At 57.8% G+C, this 15,052-nt stretch carries 17 protein-coding genes; 14 read left to right on the top strand and 3 right to left on the bottom strand.

Going from position 1 to position 15,052, the window contains the following annotated elements; genetic code table 11:
• Position 1: 1 nt before the first annotated feature.
• The 3 genes from ytfT (at position 2) to ACWKXT_RS16355 (ending at position 3,680) form a co-directional block, all read left to right on the top strand.
• Positions 2–1,027, top strand: coding sequence for a galactofuranose ABC transporter, ATP-binding protein YtfT (gene ytfT, locus ACWKXT_RS16365; RefSeq protein ID WP_454532919.1), 1,026 nt, complete (start codon positions 2–4; stop codon positions 1,025–1,027).
• On the top strand, positions 1,014–2,015 hold the full coding sequence (gene yjfF, locus ACWKXT_RS16360; protein WP_454532918.1) for a galactofuranose ABC transporter, permease protein YjfF: 1,002 nt from the start codon (positions 1,014–1,016) through the stop codon (positions 2,013–2,015). Before ytfT ends, yjfF begins: the two co-directional genes overlap by 14 nt.
• A 93-nt stretch (positions 2,016–2,108) precedes the next feature.
• On the top strand, positions 2,109–3,680 hold the full coding sequence (locus ACWKXT_RS16355) for a methyl-accepting chemotaxis protein (protein ID WP_454532917.1): 1,572 nt from the start codon (positions 2,109–2,111) through the stop codon (positions 3,678–3,680).
• Here ACWKXT_RS16355 and ACWKXT_RS16350 read toward each other — a convergent pair.
• Positions 3,652–4,008 carry a helix-turn-helix domain-containing protein gene (locus tag ACWKXT_RS16350; RefSeq protein WP_454532916.1) on the bottom strand — a complete coding sequence of 119 codons (357 nt, stop codon included), beginning with the start codon at positions 4,006–4,008 and terminating at the stop codon, positions 3,652–3,654. The two genes, ACWKXT_RS16355 and ACWKXT_RS16350, sit on opposite strands and share 29 nt — an antisense overlap.
• Positions 4,009–4,156: 148 nt before the next feature.
• The gene (fbp, locus tag ACWKXT_RS16345; RefSeq protein WP_454528657.1) at positions 4,157–5,155 is read right to left on the bottom strand and encodes a class 1 fructose-bisphosphatase; all 999 of its coding nucleotides are present in this window, start codon (positions 5,153–5,155) and stop codon (positions 4,157–4,159) included.
• Positions 5,156–5,352: 197 nt separating this feature from the next.
• Here fbp and mpl point away from each other — a divergent pair, with 197 nt between their 5' ends.
• Positions 5,353–6,729: a UDP-N-acetylmuramate:L-alanyl-gamma-D-glutamyl-meso-diaminopimelate ligase gene (mpl, locus tag ACWKXT_RS16340; RefSeq protein ID WP_454528658.1), complete on the top strand. Its 1,377-nt coding sequence runs from the start codon at positions 5,353–5,355 to the stop codon at positions 6,727–6,729.
• Between the two features lie 69 nt (positions 6,730–6,798).
• Here mpl and yjgA read toward each other — a convergent pair whose 3' ends face one another.
• A complete protein-coding gene (yjgA, locus tag ACWKXT_RS16335) occupies positions 6,799–7,350 on the bottom strand; it encodes a ribosome biogenesis factor YjgA (protein ID WP_028015295.1) in 552 nt (183 codons plus the stop codon).
• A gap of 95 nt (positions 7,351–7,445) precedes the next feature.
• Here yjgA and pmbA point away from each other — a divergent pair, with 95 nt between their 5' ends.
• From pmbA to dagF, 10 genes are all read left to right on the top strand, one after another.
• Entirely contained in the window at positions 7,446–8,798 is a 1,353-nt protein-coding gene (pmbA, locus tag ACWKXT_RS16330; protein ID WP_237994613.1) for a metalloprotease PmbA, read from the top strand.
• A gap of 41 nt (positions 8,799–8,839) precedes the next feature.
• Entirely contained in the window at positions 8,840–9,226 is a 387-nt protein-coding gene (gene cybC, locus ACWKXT_RS16325) for a cytochrome b562 (protein ID WP_454528659.1), read from the top strand.
• A gap of 315 nt (positions 9,227–9,541) precedes the next feature.
• Positions 9,542–9,880: a glycine dehydrogenase gene (locus tag ACWKXT_RS16320; protein WP_454528660.1), complete on the top strand. Its 339-nt coding sequence runs from the start codon at positions 9,542–9,544 to the stop codon at positions 9,878–9,880.
• A gap of 10 nt (positions 9,881–9,890) precedes the next feature.
• Positions 9,891–10,253 carry an SFCGS family glycine-rich protein gene (locus ACWKXT_RS16315; protein WP_023293430.1) on the top strand — a complete coding sequence of 121 codons (363 nt, stop codon included), beginning with the start codon at positions 9,891–9,893 and terminating at the stop codon, positions 10,251–10,253.
• A gap of 2 nt (positions 10,254–10,255) precedes the next feature.
• Positions 10,256–10,555, top strand: a complete 300-nt coding sequence (locus ACWKXT_RS16310) for a DUF4312 family protein (RefSeq protein WP_006810338.1) — start codon at positions 10,256–10,258, stop codon at positions 10,553–10,555.
• A gap of 23 nt (positions 10,556–10,578) precedes the next feature.
• Positions 10,579–11,355 carry a DUF4311 domain-containing protein gene (locus ACWKXT_RS16305; RefSeq protein ID WP_023310182.1) on the top strand — a complete coding sequence of 259 codons (777 nt, stop codon included), beginning with the start codon at positions 10,579–10,581 and terminating at the stop codon, positions 11,353–11,355.
• Between the two features lie 13 nt (positions 11,356–11,368).
• On the top strand, positions 11,369–12,010 hold the full coding sequence (locus ACWKXT_RS16300; RefSeq protein WP_003856081.1) for a DUF4310 family protein: 642 nt from the start codon (positions 11,369–11,371) through the stop codon (positions 12,008–12,010).
• A 42-nt stretch (positions 12,011–12,052) separates the two neighbouring features.
• Positions 12,053–13,186 carry an amidohydrolase/deacetylase family metallohydrolase gene (locus ACWKXT_RS16295; RefSeq protein ID WP_454532915.1) on the top strand — a complete coding sequence of 378 codons (1,134 nt, stop codon included), beginning with the start codon at positions 12,053–12,055 and terminating at the stop codon, positions 13,184–13,186.
• A complete protein-coding gene (locus tag ACWKXT_RS16290; RefSeq protein ID WP_454532914.1) occupies positions 13,170–14,288 on the top strand; it encodes a DgaE family pyridoxal phosphate-dependent ammonia lyase in 1,119 nt (372 codons plus the stop codon). The genes ACWKXT_RS16295 and ACWKXT_RS16290 overlap by 17 nt, the downstream gene beginning before the upstream one ends.
• The gene (gene dagF, locus ACWKXT_RS16285) at positions 14,285–15,025 is read left to right on the top strand and encodes a 2-dehydro-3-deoxy-phosphogluconate aldolase (RefSeq protein ID WP_454528663.1); all 741 of its coding nucleotides are present in this window, start codon (positions 14,285–14,287) and stop codon (positions 15,023–15,025) included. Before ACWKXT_RS16290 ends, dagF begins: the two co-directional genes overlap by 4 nt.
• The last annotated feature ends 27 nt before the right edge of the window (positions 15,026–15,052 follow it).

Below are 15,052 nucleotides of genomic sequence, written 5' to 3'. Positions count from 1 at the left end.
CGTGATGTCCCGTTCGCTTTCGCAAACCGGTGAGTCAAAGCGCCGCTTTAACTGGCCAACCGGCACGCCGCAAATTGCGGCGCTGCTGGTGGTACTGCTGGTAGACAGCCTTGTCGCACCGCACTTCTTCCAGATTATTGTTCAGGATGGCCGCCTGTTTGGCAGCCCGATCGATATTTTAAACCGCGCTGCCCCCGTGGCGCTGCTGGCCATCGGGATGACGCTGGTGATTGCCACCGGCGGGATTGACCTCTCCGTCGGCGCGGTCATGGCCATCGCTGGGGCCACGGCAGCCTCCATGACCGTCGCCGGACACAGCCTGCCGGTGGTATTGCTGGCGGCCTTAGGCACCGGCGTGCTGGCTGGATTATGGAACGGCATTCTGGTGGCGGTGCTGAAAATACAGCCCTTCGTCGCTACCCTCATTTTGATGGTGGCCGGGCGCGGGGTGGCGCAGCTGATTACCTCCGGACAGATTGTCACCTTTAACTCGCCGAGCCTGGCGTGGCTCGGTAGCGGCAACCTTCTGTTCTTCCCGACGCCGGTGATTATTGCCCTCGTGACGCTGGTTATCGTTTGGCTCTTTACCCGCAAAACGGCGCTCGGGATGTTTATTGAAGCGGTGGGGATCAACATCCGCGCCGCGCGCAACGCCGGGGTCAATACCCGCTTGATGGTGATGCTGACTTACGTGCTGAGCGGCGTCTGCGCCGCCATTGCCGGGGTCATCGTCGCGGCGGATATTCGCGGGGCCGATGCCAACAACGCCGGGCTATGGCTGGAGCTGGACGCGATCCTCGCGGTGGTGATCGGCGGCGGGTCGCTGATGGGTGGGCGCTTTAACCTGCTGCTTTCGGTGGTGGGGGCGCTGATCATTCAGGGCATGAACACCGGGATCCTGCTCTCGGGATTCCAGCCGGAACTCAACCAGGTGGTGAAAGCGGTGGTCGTGCTCTGCGTGCTGATCGTCCAGTCGCCGCGCTTTGTCAGCATCATTAAGGGGATCCGTGGCCATGATAAAACGTAATTTACCGTTAATGATCACGCTGGGCGTGTTTGTGCTGGGGTATCTCTACTGCCTCGCTCAGTTCCCCGGTTTTGCCTCGACGCGCGTGATCTGCAACATTCTGACGGACAACGCCTTTTTAGGCATTATTGCCGTCGGCATGACCTTTGTGATCCTCTCCGGCGGGATCGATCTCTCCGTCGGATCGGTGATCGCGTTTACGGGCGTGTTCCTCGCAAAGGCGATCGGTTTCTGGGGGATCTCTCCGCTGGTGGCGTTTCCACTGGTGCTGGCGATGGGCTGCGCGTTTGGCGCCTTTATGGGGCTGCTGATTGACGCGCTGAAAATTCCGGCGTTTATCATTACGCTTGCCGGGATGTTCTTCCTGCGCGGGGTGAGCTATCTGGTGTCGGAGGAGTCGATCCCGATTAACCACCCGGTCTACGACACGCTCTCCAGCCTGGCGTGGAAGATCCCCGGCGGCGGTCGTTTAAGCGCGATGGGGCTGCTGATGCTGGGCGTGGTGGTGATTGGCATTTTCCTCGCCCACCGCACCCGGTTCGGCAATCAGGTTTACGCCATTGGCGGGAACGCTACGTCGGCAAACCTGATGGGGATCTCCACCCGCAGCACCACCATCCGCATCTATATGCTTTCGACCGGCCTGGCGACGCTGGCGGGTATTGTCTTCTCAGTGTATACCCAGGCGGGCTATGCCCTTGCAGGTGTAGGTGTGGAGCTGGATGCCATTGCTTCGGTCGTCATTGGCGGCACGCTGCTCAGCGGCGGGGTAGGGACGGTGCTGGGCACTTTGTTCGGCGTGGCGATCCAGGGGCTGATACAAACCTACATCAACTTCGACGGCACGCTCAGCTCATGGTGGACGAAAATCGCCATTGGCATCCTGCTGTTTATTTTTATCGCCCTGCAGCGTGGCCTGACGGTGCTCTGGGAGAACCGGCAAAGCTCACCAGTTACCCGCGTGAACACATCGATAACAGAGCGATAACATGCTGAAATTGCTTAAACTCTAAACATTTTCCGGTAGCGGCCGATACTCTTTTTTTATGCCCAGAAATATCTCGCTACCGGAAATAATATCATGCTTAAAACGCTATCGATTCGTACCGGCTTGCTCTCTTTACTGGCCGTTATGACCCTTCTGCTGCTAATTGTCAGCGGCATTGGCATTTATGCCCTCACACAGAGTTCTTCTTCACTGCAGCGTATTAATCACCTTCAGGGTGAGCAGATGGTGCAGCTTAATTCAGGCTATACGCTGATCCTGCGCGCACGCAATGAGGCGGGCCAGGCCGTCCGAATGATGGAAATCGGCATGCTGGACGATGCGGCCAAAGCGGTAAAAAACATCAATCAGGAAGTTGCCCTGGCCCAGAAAACGCTGAAAGGCGTGATCGACGGCGGCGTGGCTGACGAGCAGGGACAACAGCTCCTCGATAACGTGGCGGCCAGCCTGGCGACGTACAACCAGCAGGGGATCAACCCGATGCTGAAAACCCTGAATGACCAGAGCGCGGACAGCTATTACGATCTGCTGGAGAACACGCTGATCCCGCTGGCAAAGCAGTTTGATAACGATATGCAGGCGTTTCAGAAATGGAGCGAAGCGCGAGGCCAGGCGGAAGTGAGTGCCGTGCAGGCGAGTAAAACCCGCGTACTGATCCTGATTATCGTCGCCGCGCTGCTGACGGCGGGCATAATCGTCCTCGCCTGGCTGGTGCTGCGCCATATGCTGCTTAAGCCGCTGTCAGCGTCCATTTCGCAGCTGGAGAACGTGGCGGCGGGAGACTTAACCCATGCGCTGAATGCCCCGGCGAGCCAGGAGTTTAATCGCCTCAACGCGGCAATCGAGGAGATGCGTCAGTCGCTGATGAGCTCGGTCCTGCGGGTTCGCGATGCCAGCTCGCAAATTGACACCGGCAGCCGCGAGCTGACGGAGGGGAACCGGGATCTTGCCGAGCGCACCGAATCCACCGCCACGTCGCTGGAGCAGACCGCCGCCAGCATGGAGCAGATCACCGCCACGGTGAAGCTCAACGCCGATAACGCCGAACAGGCGCACCAGCTGGCGAAGTCCGTTTCCGACACCGCCGATCACGGCAGCGAGATGGTCTGCTACGTGATTGAAAAAATGCGCGATATCTCCGGCAGCTCGGCGCGCATCGCCGATATTCTGAGCGTGATTGACGGTATCGCCTTCCAGACCAACATTCTGGCGCTGAACGCCTCCGTGGAAGCGGCGCGTGCGGGCGAGCAGGGGCGCGGGTTTGCCGTTGTCGCGGGTGAAGTGCGAAACCTTGCCAGCCGCAGCGCCGACGCGGCGAAAGAGATCCGCTCTCTTATCAGCGATTCGCAGACCCACGTTAATGAGGGCAGCGAGCTGGCCCAGCAGGCGGGCGAAACGATGGACGAGATCGCAACAGAAGTGCTGCGCATGACCAAACTGATGCGTGAAATTGCTACCGCGTCTCAGGAGCAGAGCCGCGGCATTGAGCAGGTGAATATTGCGGTGAACCAGATGGATGAAACCGCGCAGCAGAATGCGGCGCTGGTGCAGCAATCCTCCGCAGCGACCCGCTCTCTTGAGGAGCAGTCGCGTCAGCTGATGGAAGCCATGTCATCGTTTAAAGTGACGGCTCAGACTGCGGCATAATATTTCCCAGCCCCGGTGCGTTCTGTGCCGGGGTTTTATTTCTCGCGGAATTCACCGCTGCAATATTATCGTGAATATCACCCATTAATATTTCCAGCGAGCTGGTTAACGCTAACGCGTTTTTCGTGGGTTCAAGATATAAACCTTTGCGGAAAAATAACGGTTCATCAAACAGTTGATTAAAGCGTTTCAACGCCAGGCTCACCGCAGGACGGGACATCTCCAGACGCAACGAGGCTTTTGCCATACTGCCGCAGCGGACGACTTCAATAAATACAGGAATAAGGTTTAAATCAATGCCGGTATTCGCCCGGGAATAATTTTTCATTGCAATTCTGCTCCAGCAAATAATTATCAAACTGTTATAGAAATAATGCAGGAGCAGGGGTGAAGATTAAAGCGTGATTTTTATAAACACTTATACGGTAAAATATATAAATGTGTTGGGGAGCCAGGCTGGCTCCCCAGGAGAGGTATTACGCGTCCGGGTACTCACGGATAAAACGTTCAACGTCTTCAACCATGTGGTTGTTGCCGACGAAGAACGAACGACGCTGGTGCAGGCTTTCCGGCACGATATCCAGAATACGCTGTTTACCGTCGCTCGCCTTGCCGCCCGCCTGCTCGGCGAGGAATGCCATCGGGTTGCATTCGTACAGCAGGCGCAGCTTCCCGTCCGGGTGGCTGGCGGTGCTTGGGTAGAGGTAGATACCGCCTTTCAGCAGGTTACGGTGGAAATCTGCAACCAGAGAGCCAATATAGCGGGACGTGTACGGACGCTGCGTCGCTTTATCTTCTTCCTGGCAGAATTTAATGTACTTCTTCACGCCGTTCGGGAAGCGGATGTAGTTGCCTTCGTTGATGGAGTAGGTGTTGCCCTTCTCCGGGAAGCGCATGCGTTCCTGGCTCAGACAGAAAACGCCCAGTGAAGGATCGTACGTAAAGGCGTGAACCCCGCATCCGGTGGTGTAGACCAGCATGGTGGAGGAGCCATAAACGACGTAACCGGCAGCAACCTGGTTAATGCCCGGCTGCAGGAAATCTTCTTCGGTTACCGGCGTGCCAACAGGCGTGACGCGGCGGTAGATGGAGAAAATGGTACCGACAGAAACGTTAACGTCGATGTTGGAGGAGCCGTCGAGCGGATCCATCAGTACGACGTATTTCGCGTGTTCACACCCTTCGAATACAACAATTTCATCTTCTTCTTCGGAGGCGATACCCGCAACGATGTCGCGTGCGCGCAGTGCAGCTTTCAGTTTTTCATTTGCGAACAGATCGAGTTTCTGCTGAACCTCGCCCTGAACGTTCTCGGCACCGCTGGCACCCAGGATATCGACCAGACCGGCCTTGTTGATATCACGGTGGATGATCTTAGCGCCCAGCTTTATTGCCGACAGCAAAGCAGTGAGTTCACCCGTAGCATGAGAGAACTCGTGCTGCTTTTCGACAATAAATTCACCTAACGTTTTCATAACACTTTCCCTGCATCTTTGTGAGTAGAGCGATTGTATGTTCACTAAAACGACTAAAGCCCAACAATCTTAACAAATATTCAAATAGTAGCGCAGAGGTGAATCGCGCCAGCAACATACGGATTTACCTGAAATGCGTTTCACAGCCGCTAACATGTGAGTAAAATGTGCGCCACATTGAAGAAGGATAGTGACGTATGCGCATTCATATATTGGGGATTTGTGGCACTTTCATGGGCGGACTGGCAATGCTGGCGCGCTCGCTGGGCCATGAAGTGACAGGTTCGGACGCCAATGTGTATCCGCCGATGAGCACGCTTCTGGAGAAACAGGGCATCTCGCTGATTCAGGGCTACGATGCCAGCCAGCTGGATCCTGAGCCGGATCTGGTCATTATTGGCAACGCCATGACCCGCGGTAATCCGTGCGTTGAAGCGGTGCTGGAACGTAACATTCCGTTTATGTCTGGCCCACAGTGGCTGCATGATTTTGTGCTGCGCGACCGTTGGGTGGTTGCCGTTGCCGGTACCCACGGCAAAACCACGACCGCCGGCATGGCGACCTGGATCCTCGAAGCCTGCGGCTACAAGCCGGGCTTCGTGATCGGCGGCGTTCCGGGCAATTTCGACGTTTCTGCGCGTCTCGGCGACAGTCCGTTCTTTGTGATCGAAGCCGACGAATACGACTGCGCATTCTTCGACAAACGCTCCAAGTTCGTGCATTACTGCCCGCGCACGCTGATCCTCAACAACCTTGAGTTTGACCACGCGGACATCTTTGACGACCTGAAAGCGATTCAGAAACAGTTCCACCACCTGGTGCGCATTGTTCCGGGCCAGGGCCGCATCATCCTGCCGGAGAATGATATCAATCTGAAGCAGACCATGGCGATGGGCTGCTGGAGCGAGCAGGAGCTGGTGGGCGAGCAGGGTCACTGGCAGGCGAAAAAACTCAACGCCGATGCCTCCGAGTGGGAAGTGCTGCTCGACGGTGAGAAAGTGGGTGAGGTGAAGTGGGGCCTGGTGGGCGAGCACAACATGCACAATGGCCTGATGGCGATTGCTGCGGCGCGTCACGTGGGCGTGCTGCCTGCGGATGCCGCAAATGCGCTGGGCTCGTTCATTAACGCCCGCCGCCGTCTGGAACTGCGCGGTGAAGCGAATGGCGTGACGGTATATGACGATTTCGCGCACCATCCGACCGCCATTCTGGCAACGCTTGCCGCATTGCGTGGCAAAGTTGGCGGCACCGCCCGCATTCTGGCCGTGCTGGAACCGCGCTCGAACACCATGAAGATGGGCATCTGCAAAGACGACCTCGCACCGTCCCTGGGACGTGCCGACGAAGTTTTCCTGCTGCAGCCGCAGCACATTCCGTGGCAGGTGGCCGAAGTGGCAGACGCCTGCATTCAGCCAGCGCACTGGAGTGCGGACGTGGATGTCTTAGCGGATATGGTGGTGAAAGCCGCACAGCCTGGCGACCACATTCTGGTGATGAGCAACGGTGGGTTCGGTGGGATCCATCAGAAGCTGCTGGACGGTCTGGCGAAGAAAGCGGAAGCGACGGCAGAGTAGTCTCCCCTCACCCTGACCCTCTTCTCAAAGGGGAGAGGGCTGGGGTGAGGAGGAACAGGCGGTTCGATATTACTCTGCGTTCTCAGACAGCTCGCGCAGATACTGGAAAATCAGACGCGCGGACTTCGGCGGCTTATTCCCTTCTTTCTCTTTCTTCGCGTTGCGGATCAAAGAACGCAGCTGCTGGCGGTCGGCATCCGGCCACAGGTTCAGCACTTCCGGTACCGCATCATCACCCTGTTCAATCAGACGATCGCGGATCTGCTCAAGCTTATGGAACAGCGCAACCTGCTGGTTGTGGCGGTTTTTAAGCTTGTCCAGCGCCTGGCGGATCGGATCGACGTCGCGCTGACGCAGCATTTTCCCGATAAGCTGAAGCTGGCGACGACGGCCTTCTTTTTTGATTTTCTGTGCCAGTTCAATGGCATCACGCAGATCCTGGTCGAGCGGGATCTTATCCAGCGCGTTTTTACCCAGTTCTACCATTTCTGCGCCAAGCTGTTTTAACTCTTCGGCGTCACGTTTAATTTCACTTTTACTGACCCAGATGATCTCATCATCTTCGTCTTCGATGTCATCACCGGGAACGTCGTCGAGCCAGTCTTCGGGCTGCTTAGTCATGTCAGGCTCCTTAAAAAAAGAGGCTAATGTTACCAGTTAAGACGCGCACTGAAAAACGGTTCTCTGTTAGACTTCACTTAACTCTCTCTTACAGTATGGCATTTGCGATGAAAGTAACCTCACAAGTTGAAGCGCAGCGTAAGATCCTGGAAGAAGCCGTCTCCACCGCGCTGACGCTCGCTTCAGGTAAATCAGATGGCGCCGAAGTGGCGGTCAGCAAAACCACCGGCATTAGCGTGAGCACCCGCTATGGCGAAGTGGAGAATGTAGAATTTAACAGCGACGGGGCGCTGGGGATCACGGTGTATCACCAGAATCGCAAAGGCAGCGCGTCGTCCACCGATCTCAGCCCCGATGCCATTGCCCGCACGGTGCAGGCGGCGCTGGATATCGCCCGTTATACCTCTCCGGATCCATACGCAGGCGTGGCCGATAAAGATCTGCTGGCGTTTGACGCGCCGGATCTCGATCTTTTCCACCCGGCTGAAGTGACGCCGGATGAAGCCATTGAGCTGGCCGCGCGCGCCGAGCAGGCTTCCCTGCAGGCGGATAAGCGCATCACCAATACCGAAGGCGGCAGCTTCAACAGCCACTACGGCATCAAAGTCTTCGGCAACAGCCACGGCATGCTGCAGGGCTACTGCTCCACCCGTCACTCGCTCTCAAGCTGCGTGATCGCCGAAGAGAACGGTGACATGGAGCGCGACTACGCGTACACCATTGGCCGCGCGCTGGGGGATTTGCAGTCTCCTGAGTGGGTGGGAAAAGAGTGTGCCGAACGCACGCTGTCTCGCCTGTCGCCGCGCAAACTCTCCACCATGAAAGCCCCGGTCATTTTTGCCAATGAAGTGGCAACCGGTCTGTTTGGCCATCTGGTGGGCGCGATCGCGGGCGGCTCGGTGTACCGTAAATCGACCTTCCTGCTCGACTCGCTGGGCAAGCAGATCCTGCCGGAATGGCTGACCATCGAAGAGCACCCACACCTGCTGAAAGGGCTGGCCTCCACGCCGTTCGACAGCGAAGGTGTGCGCACCGAACGCCGTGATATCGTTAAAGACGGCGTGCTGACCCAGTGGCTGCTGACCAACTACTCCGCGCGCAAGCTGGGGCTGAAAAGCACCGGGCACGCGGGCGGGATCCACAACTGGCGCATTGCCGGGCAGGGCCTGAACTTTGAGCAGATGCTGAAAGAGATGGGCACCGGGCTGGTGGTCACCGAGCTGATGGGCCAGGGCGTCAGCGGCATCACCGGCGACTACTCTCGCGGTGCGGCGGGCTTCTGGGTCGAAAACGGCGAAATTCAGTATCCGGTGAGCGAAATTACCATCGCCGGCAACCTGAAGGACATGTGGCGCAATATTGTTACGGTCGGTAACGATATTGAAACACGTAGCAATATACAGTGTGGTTCTGTACTTCTGCCGGAAATGAAAATCGCCGGTCAGTAATACCCGTAAAGGCGTTTTAATAATAAAAAAGGAAGTGAGCAATGCGTAAACACCTGTTAGCGATCGTCGCGGCTTCAACGCTGGTTATTGGCTCTTCTGCGTTTGCTGCCGATCTTGAAGACGACATGGGCATCCTCGGTCAAAACCTGAAGGTGGTGCAGAAGACGGACAATGCGGCGGAAATGAAAGACGCGCTGACCAAAATGCGTGAAGCGGCGCTGGACGCACAAAAAGCGACGCCTCCGAAGCTGGAAAGCAAAGCGGCAGACAGCGCAGAGATGAAAGACTACCGTCACGGCTTTGACGTGCTGGTCGGCCAGATCGACGGCGCGCTGAAGCTGGCTAACGAAGGCAAAGTGAAGGAAGCCCAGGCGGCGGCCGAGCAGTTTGTGACGACCCGTAACACGTATCACAAGAAATACCGTTAACCGATCGCGCATCTGACAAACAATCAGCGGGGGCCAGTGGCCCCCGTTTTTTGTACGCGGTAATAAGTAAACCCTATCGCCATCACATTTTTGCGTCACCACGCCTGAACGTTTCGTTTCCCCGGCGCGCGTTTTGCCGCTGGAATACGTGATATTCATCACGCAAATACCGCGATTAATTCAAATTCACCGCATTTATGTGGCACAGATCACTGCTGCGGCTCGCCTTTCCACTTCGAAGTGGAAAACAACTCGCTACAAACAATTCCCCCCCACCGTTAGTTTTATTCCAGAGCCATTAACGGGGTAAGACGAGTGATTAACGGAGCGGTAATGAACGACGTTGGGGAAAAGGCGGTGCAAACAGAACAGCTCGCGACCACCATGCTGCAGCAGGTTTACGCCCTGCTGGCCCGGCACAACATCATCCCCAATGCGGTACAGGAGCAGATGCTCACCTCCCACGTGCGCGCGATGGCGCACCGGTCCGTGACCGGCGAGCCGCTGCCGGAGGTTGAAGCAGAGCTGTTCGACGAAATTTCACCAGATTCAATGCAACTTGCCCGTGAAGTGGTAGCGCAGTTTGGCAACCTTCCTGATGAAGAAGCCTGGCTGCTCTCCGTTCACTTCGAAGTCGCGAAAGACAACCTTTAAGGAGCAACACATGGAACAGATTACAGTCGTGATTGGCGATCGCCTGGGCAAAGGTCAGAAAGTGGCTGCGGGTGTGGAAAAAGCAGGTGGACGCGCGGTGGTTGTGCCGGGCATGGCGGCAGACATGAAGCTCGGCGACGTGATGAAAGCGGAAAACGCCACCTTCGGCATCTCCTTCTGCGGCAGCGGCGGCGCGGGTGCCATCACTGCCCAAACCAAATATGGCTACAAGGCCAAATACGGCATGCGTTCGGTTGAAGAGGGCGTGACCGCCATCAACGAAGGCTGCAACGTGCTGGGCTTCGGCTTTATGGATAAAGAAGAGCTGGGCGAGCGTCTGGTACAGGCGTGGCAGAAGAAATACGGCGCATAAGCATGAAAGAACAGTTCACAACCACGGTGAGAGTGAAGGGGAAGGGCGACGCTAAAGCGCGCGCCTTTGCCGACGCGCTCAACCACGTTCAGGCCGCGGTGATGAAAGCCTCACCGCATATCTTACTGCGTATTGAGCCACAGGATGTGCAGGTTGTTCAGGCGCAAGAAGCGGTGCGAAAAGAAGCGTTTCTGTTCTTCTTTTTGCGTCGGGAAAGACGCACCTACAGCGTGGAGCTGGATGTGACCGTCAACGTGACTGCCATCAATCTCGACCAGGTGGATTTCGTCACGCAACGCTGATTATTCATAAAAAGGGCAGACTGATGTTCTTAATTATATTAATAAAATCGCTCATCATTGGCGGCCTGGTTGGCGTCGGTGTTGGAGCCGGGGCTGCACGCATGTTTCATGCGCCTACCACTCAGGGTATGGGCGCGTTTCGTACGTTGGGGGAACTGAACTCCTGTGAAGGGGATCCTGCTTCTCACTTCTCCTTTGGGTTAGGTTTCTTCTTTAACGCCTGGGCCTCTTCCGTGGCCGCAGGTGCCTTCACACAGGACGTTGACCACCGCATCATCCCGAACTGGGGTGCTGCTGCACTGATGATTAAAAACCGTAACGTCGGTGAAACGCTGCACGACCCGCGCAAAATGGCAATTGCCTGCGGCGTGATCGGCATGCTCGTTGTCACCTTCCTTAACCTGACCGCCTCCTCCGTTCCGGCTGCGCTTCAGGTCACCGCCGTGAAGGTGCTGGTACCGGCGGCGAACCTTCTGGTCAACACCGTGATGCCGGTGATCTTCTGGCTGGCGGCCATCGATGCGGGTAAAAAATCGGGCTTCTGGGCCACCATCTTTGGCGGTGCGGCGCAGCTGATCATGGGCAACGCCGTACCGGGCCTGGTGCTGGGGATCCTGATCGGGAAAGGCGTGGAAGAGAGCGGCTGGAACCACGTCACCAAAGTGATGATGGCGGCGATCGTTCTCCTCTTCGTGCTGAGTGGCTTCTTCCGCGGCTTCGACATGAAGATGATCGAATCCTTCCATCTGACCGTGCCGAACTGGCTCGACATGATCCACAACTCGCTCAGCGGTAAATAACAGGAGCCTCGATATGGAACAGAATAAAGGTTTTTGGTATGCCGACTGGTCGTTCCCGATCTTCGTTGGCCTGCTCTCCTCCGGCGTCTTCGCCGGGACGCACATGTACTATCTCTACGGCATCGGCGCGTTTAACGAAGTGGCCTTTGTGGCGATGCTGAAAGCGGGCATTGATACCGGCGTTTACGGCGCGGTGGCGGCATTTGGCGCGAGCTTCCTGTTCGCCCGTATTATCGAAGGGTCGCTGGTCGGTATTCTCGACATCGGCGGGGCGATCCAGACCGGCGTGGGCCTCGGCGTACCGGCGCTACTGCTGGGCGCGGGGATCATGTTCCCGGTGACCAACTTCATTGCTTCGCTGATCACCGGCCTGGTGATTGGTCTGGCGATTGGCTACGTCATCATCCTGGCGCGTAAGTTCACCATTAATCAGAGCAACTCTACCTACGGTGCAGACGTGATGATGGGCGCGGGTAACGCCTCTGGCCGCTTCCTCGGGCCGTTGATTATCCTCAGCGCCATGACCGCCTCCATTCCAATCGGCGTCGGTTCGCTGGTGGGCGCGCTGCTGTTCTACATCTGGCAGAAGCCGATTACCGGTGGCGCCATCCTCGGCGCAATGATTTTGGGCTGGCTGTTCCCGGTCGCCCTTTAATACCCGCGGGCGCTCCGGCGCCCGCCCTTTCAGGAGATCCTCATGTTTGATTTACTCCTGCGCCGTGCGCGCCTCGCTGACGATACCCTGACCGATATCGCCATTCAGGACGGGAAGATCGCCGCGACGGGCGAAATTAACGCACCCGCCCGCAAGACGGTTGAGCTTAACGGTGACGTGTACGTCAGCGCAGGCTGGATTGATTCCCACGTACACTGCTACCCGAACTCCCCGATTTACCACGACGAGCCGGACAGCGTGGGCATTGCCACCGGCGTCACCACCGTGGTGGATGCGGGCAGTACCGGAGCCGACGACGTGGACGATTTCTACGACATCACCCGCAAAGCCTCCACCGAAGTCTTTGCCCTGCTGAACATCTCCCGCGTGGGGCTGATTGCCCAGAACGAGCTGGCCAAGATGGCGAATATTGACGCCGACGCGGTGAAGCAGGCGGTGAAGCGCCACCCTGATTTTATCGTCGGCCTGAAGGCGCGCATGAGCAGCAGCGTGGTCGGTGAAAACGGCATCACGCCGCTGGAGCGCGCCAAAGCCATTCAGAAAGAGAACGGCGACCTGCCGCTGATGGTGCATATCGGCAACAATCCGCCGAATCTCGACGAGATTGCCGAGCTGCTGAGCTCCGGCGACATCATCACCCACTGCTACAACGGCAAGCCTAACCGCATTCTGACGCCTTCCGGCGAGCTGCGCGCCTCCATCACCTCCGCCCTCAAGCGCGGCGTGCGTCTGGATGTTGGCCACGGCACGGCGAGCTTCAGCTTTGAGGTGGCGAAACGCGCCATCGCGATGGGCATTCTGCCGCACACCATCAGCTCGGATATTTACTGCCGCAACCGTATTAACGGTCCGGTGGGCTCACTTTCGAGCGTGATGTCGAAGTTTCTCGCCATCGGCATGTCATTGCCGCAGGTGATTGACTGCGTCACCGCCAACGCCGCCGACGGCCTGCGCCTGGCGCGCAAGGGCCGCATTCAGCCGAGTCTCGACGCCGACCTGACGCTGTTCACGCTCAAACGCCAGCCGACGGTGCTGACGGATGCCGAAAACGACAGCCTGCAGGCTGAACACATTCTGGTGCCGCTTGCCGCGATCCGCGCGGGCAAGGGCTACATGACCGAACAAGGGAGCACGGAACATGCCTTCGATTTATGAGAAATACAATTTAAAACAGGTCATCAACACCTCTGGCCGCATGACGGCGCTGGGCGTCTCAACGCCGCGCCCGGAAGTGGTACAGGCGGCGATGGACGGCATGAATCACTATTTCGAGATGAAGGATCTGGTCAACAAAACCGGGGAATACATCGCGAAACTGCTGGATGTGGAAGGGGCGACGGTCGTCTCCTGCGCGTCGGCGGGCATTGCCCAGTCCGTGGCGGCGGTGCTGGTGAAAGACAGCGACTGGCTGCTGGAAAACCTGCACGTCACCCCGATTGAGAACAACGAAATCGTGCTGCCGAAAGGCCACAACGTGAACTTTGGCGCGCCGGTGGGCACCATGGTCGCGCTGGGCGGCGGCAAGCTGGTGGAAGCGGGCTACGCCAACGAATGCTCCGCCGATCAGCTGGCGGCGGCGATCACCCCACGCACGGCGGCGATCCTCTACATCAAATCTCACCACTGCGTGCAGAAAAGCATGCTCAGCGTCGAGCAGGCGGCAGTCGTGGCGCGTAAACACGATCTGCCGCTGATCGTCGATGCCGCGGCGGAAGAAGATCTGCACGTGTACTACCGCTCCGGCGCGGATCTGGTGATCTACAGCGGCGCGAAGGCGATTGAAGGGCCAACCAGCGGGCTGGTGATCGGCAAAACCCAGTACGTTGAGTGGGTGAAGCGCCAGACGGCGGGCATTGGTCGCGCCATGAAGGTGGGTAAAGAGGGGATCCTCGGCTTGACCTGCGCCATCGAGCACTACCTGACGGCGACCAAAGAGAGCGGGGCCGAGATGGTGGCGAAGATGACGCCGTTTATCGAGGCGCTCAACACCCTGAGCGGCGTGACCGCGCGCGTGGTCTGGGACAGCGCCGGTCGCGATATCGCGCGCACCGAGATTAAGTTCGACGAAGCGACCACCGGCGTCGGCACTGGTGAACTGGTGAACGCGCTGAAGCAGGGCGAATACGCCATTTACTTCCGTGGCTACAAGGCCAACGAAGGGATTATCGAAGCGGACGTGCGCAGCGTGAATGCTGACCAGCTGAACATCGTGTACCGCCGCATTAGCGAAGTATTAGGACAGGAGAAAAACGCATGAAACTGACCCCCAACTTTTACCGTGACCGTGTCTGCCTGAACGTGCTGGCAGGCTCAAAGGCCAACGCCAGCGCCATATACGAGGCGGCGGAAGGTCATGTGCTGGTGGGCGTGCTCTCCAAAAACTACCCGGACGTGGCGAGCGCGGTTGCCGATATGCGCGAATACGCCGCGCTGATTGATAACGCGCTCTCCGTAGGCCTCGGCGCGGGGGATCCGAACCAGTCTGCGATGGTGAGTGAAATCTCCCGTCAGGTTCAGCCGCAGCACGTCAACCAGGTCTTCACCGGCGTGGCCACCAGCCGCGCGCTGCTGGGGCAGAATGAGTCCGTGGTCAACGGTCTGGTCTCCCCGACCGGCACCGTCGGGATGGTCAAAATCTCCACCGGCCCGCTGAGCAGCAAAGCGCCGGACGGCATCGTACCGGTTGAAACCGCGATTGCCCTGCTGAAAGATTTCGGCGGCAGCTCCATCAAATACTTCCCGATGGGCGGCCTCAAGTGCCGTGATGAGTACAAAGCGGTAGCGGAAGCCTGTGCGCGTCACGACTTCTGGCTGGAGCCAACCGGAGGTATCGATCTGGAAAACTATGAGGCGATCCTGCAGATCGCCCTCGACGCGGGCGTGAGCAAAATCATCCCGCATATCTACAGCTCGATTATCGACAAAGACAGCGGCGATACGCGTCCGGAAGATGTGCGTACGCTGCTGGCGATGACGAAGAAGCTGGTGAAGTAAAACCTGCCCCTCACCCCAGCCCTCTCC

The sequence above is a fragment of the Enterobacter sp. UPMP701 genome (assembly GCF_053709515.1).
The sequence above is the reverse complement of the archived record's forward strand: the minus strand, read 5'-3'. Positions and strand labels throughout refer to the sequence as shown.

What these genes read in the sequence shown, in the direction of transcription:
- yjfF (WP_454532918.1), top strand. Translation starts at nt 1,014, where the DNA reads ATGATAAAACGTAATTTACCGTTAATGATCACGCTGGGCGTGTTTGTG.
- ACWKXT_RS16355 (WP_454532917.1), top strand. Translation starts at nt 2,109, where the DNA reads ATGCTTAAAACGCTATCGATTCGTACCGGCTTGCTCTCTTTACTGGCC.
- ACWKXT_RS16350 (WP_454532916.1), bottom strand. Translation starts at nt 4,008, where the DNA reads ATGAAAAATTATTCCCGGGCGAATACCGGCATTGATTTAAACCTTATT.
- fbp (WP_454528657.1), bottom strand. Translation starts at nt 5,155, where the DNA reads ATGAAAACGTTAGGTGAATTTATTGTCGAAAAGCAGCACGAGTTCTCT.
- mpl (WP_454528658.1), top strand. Translation starts at nt 5,353, where the DNA reads ATGCGCATTCATATATTGGGGATTTGTGGCACTTTCATGGGCGGACTG.
- yjgA (WP_028015295.1), bottom strand. Translation starts at nt 7,350, where the DNA reads ATGACTAAGCAGCCCGAAGACTGGCTCGACGACGTTCCCGGTGATGAC.
- pmbA (WP_237994613.1), top strand. Translation starts at nt 7,446, where the DNA reads ATGGCATTTGCGATGAAAGTAACCTCACAAGTTGAAGCGCAGCGTAAG.
- cybC (WP_454528659.1), top strand. Translation starts at nt 8,840, where the DNA reads ATGCGTAAACACCTGTTAGCGATCGTCGCGGCTTCAACGCTGGTTATT.
- ACWKXT_RS16315 (WP_023293430.1), top strand. Translation starts at nt 9,891, where the DNA reads ATGGAACAGATTACAGTCGTGATTGGCGATCGCCTGGGCAAAGGTCAG.
- ACWKXT_RS16310 (WP_006810338.1), top strand. Translation starts at nt 10,256, where the DNA reads ATGAAAGAACAGTTCACAACCACGGTGAGAGTGAAGGGGAAGGGCGAC.
- ACWKXT_RS16305 (WP_023310182.1), top strand. Translation starts at nt 10,579, where the DNA reads ATGTTCTTAATTATATTAATAAAATCGCTCATCATTGGCGGCCTGGTT.
- ACWKXT_RS16300 (WP_003856081.1), top strand. Translation starts at nt 11,369, where the DNA reads ATGGAACAGAATAAAGGTTTTTGGTATGCCGACTGGTCGTTCCCGATC.
- ACWKXT_RS16295 (WP_454532915.1), top strand. Translation starts at nt 12,053, where the DNA reads ATGTTTGATTTACTCCTGCGCCGTGCGCGCCTCGCTGACGATACCCTG.
- ACWKXT_RS16290 (WP_454532914.1), top strand. Translation starts at nt 13,170, where the DNA reads ATGCCTTCGATTTATGAGAAATACAATTTAAAACAGGTCATCAACACC.
- dagF (WP_454528663.1), top strand. Translation starts at nt 14,285, where the DNA reads ATGAAACTGACCCCCAACTTTTACCGTGACCGTGTCTGCCTGAACGTG.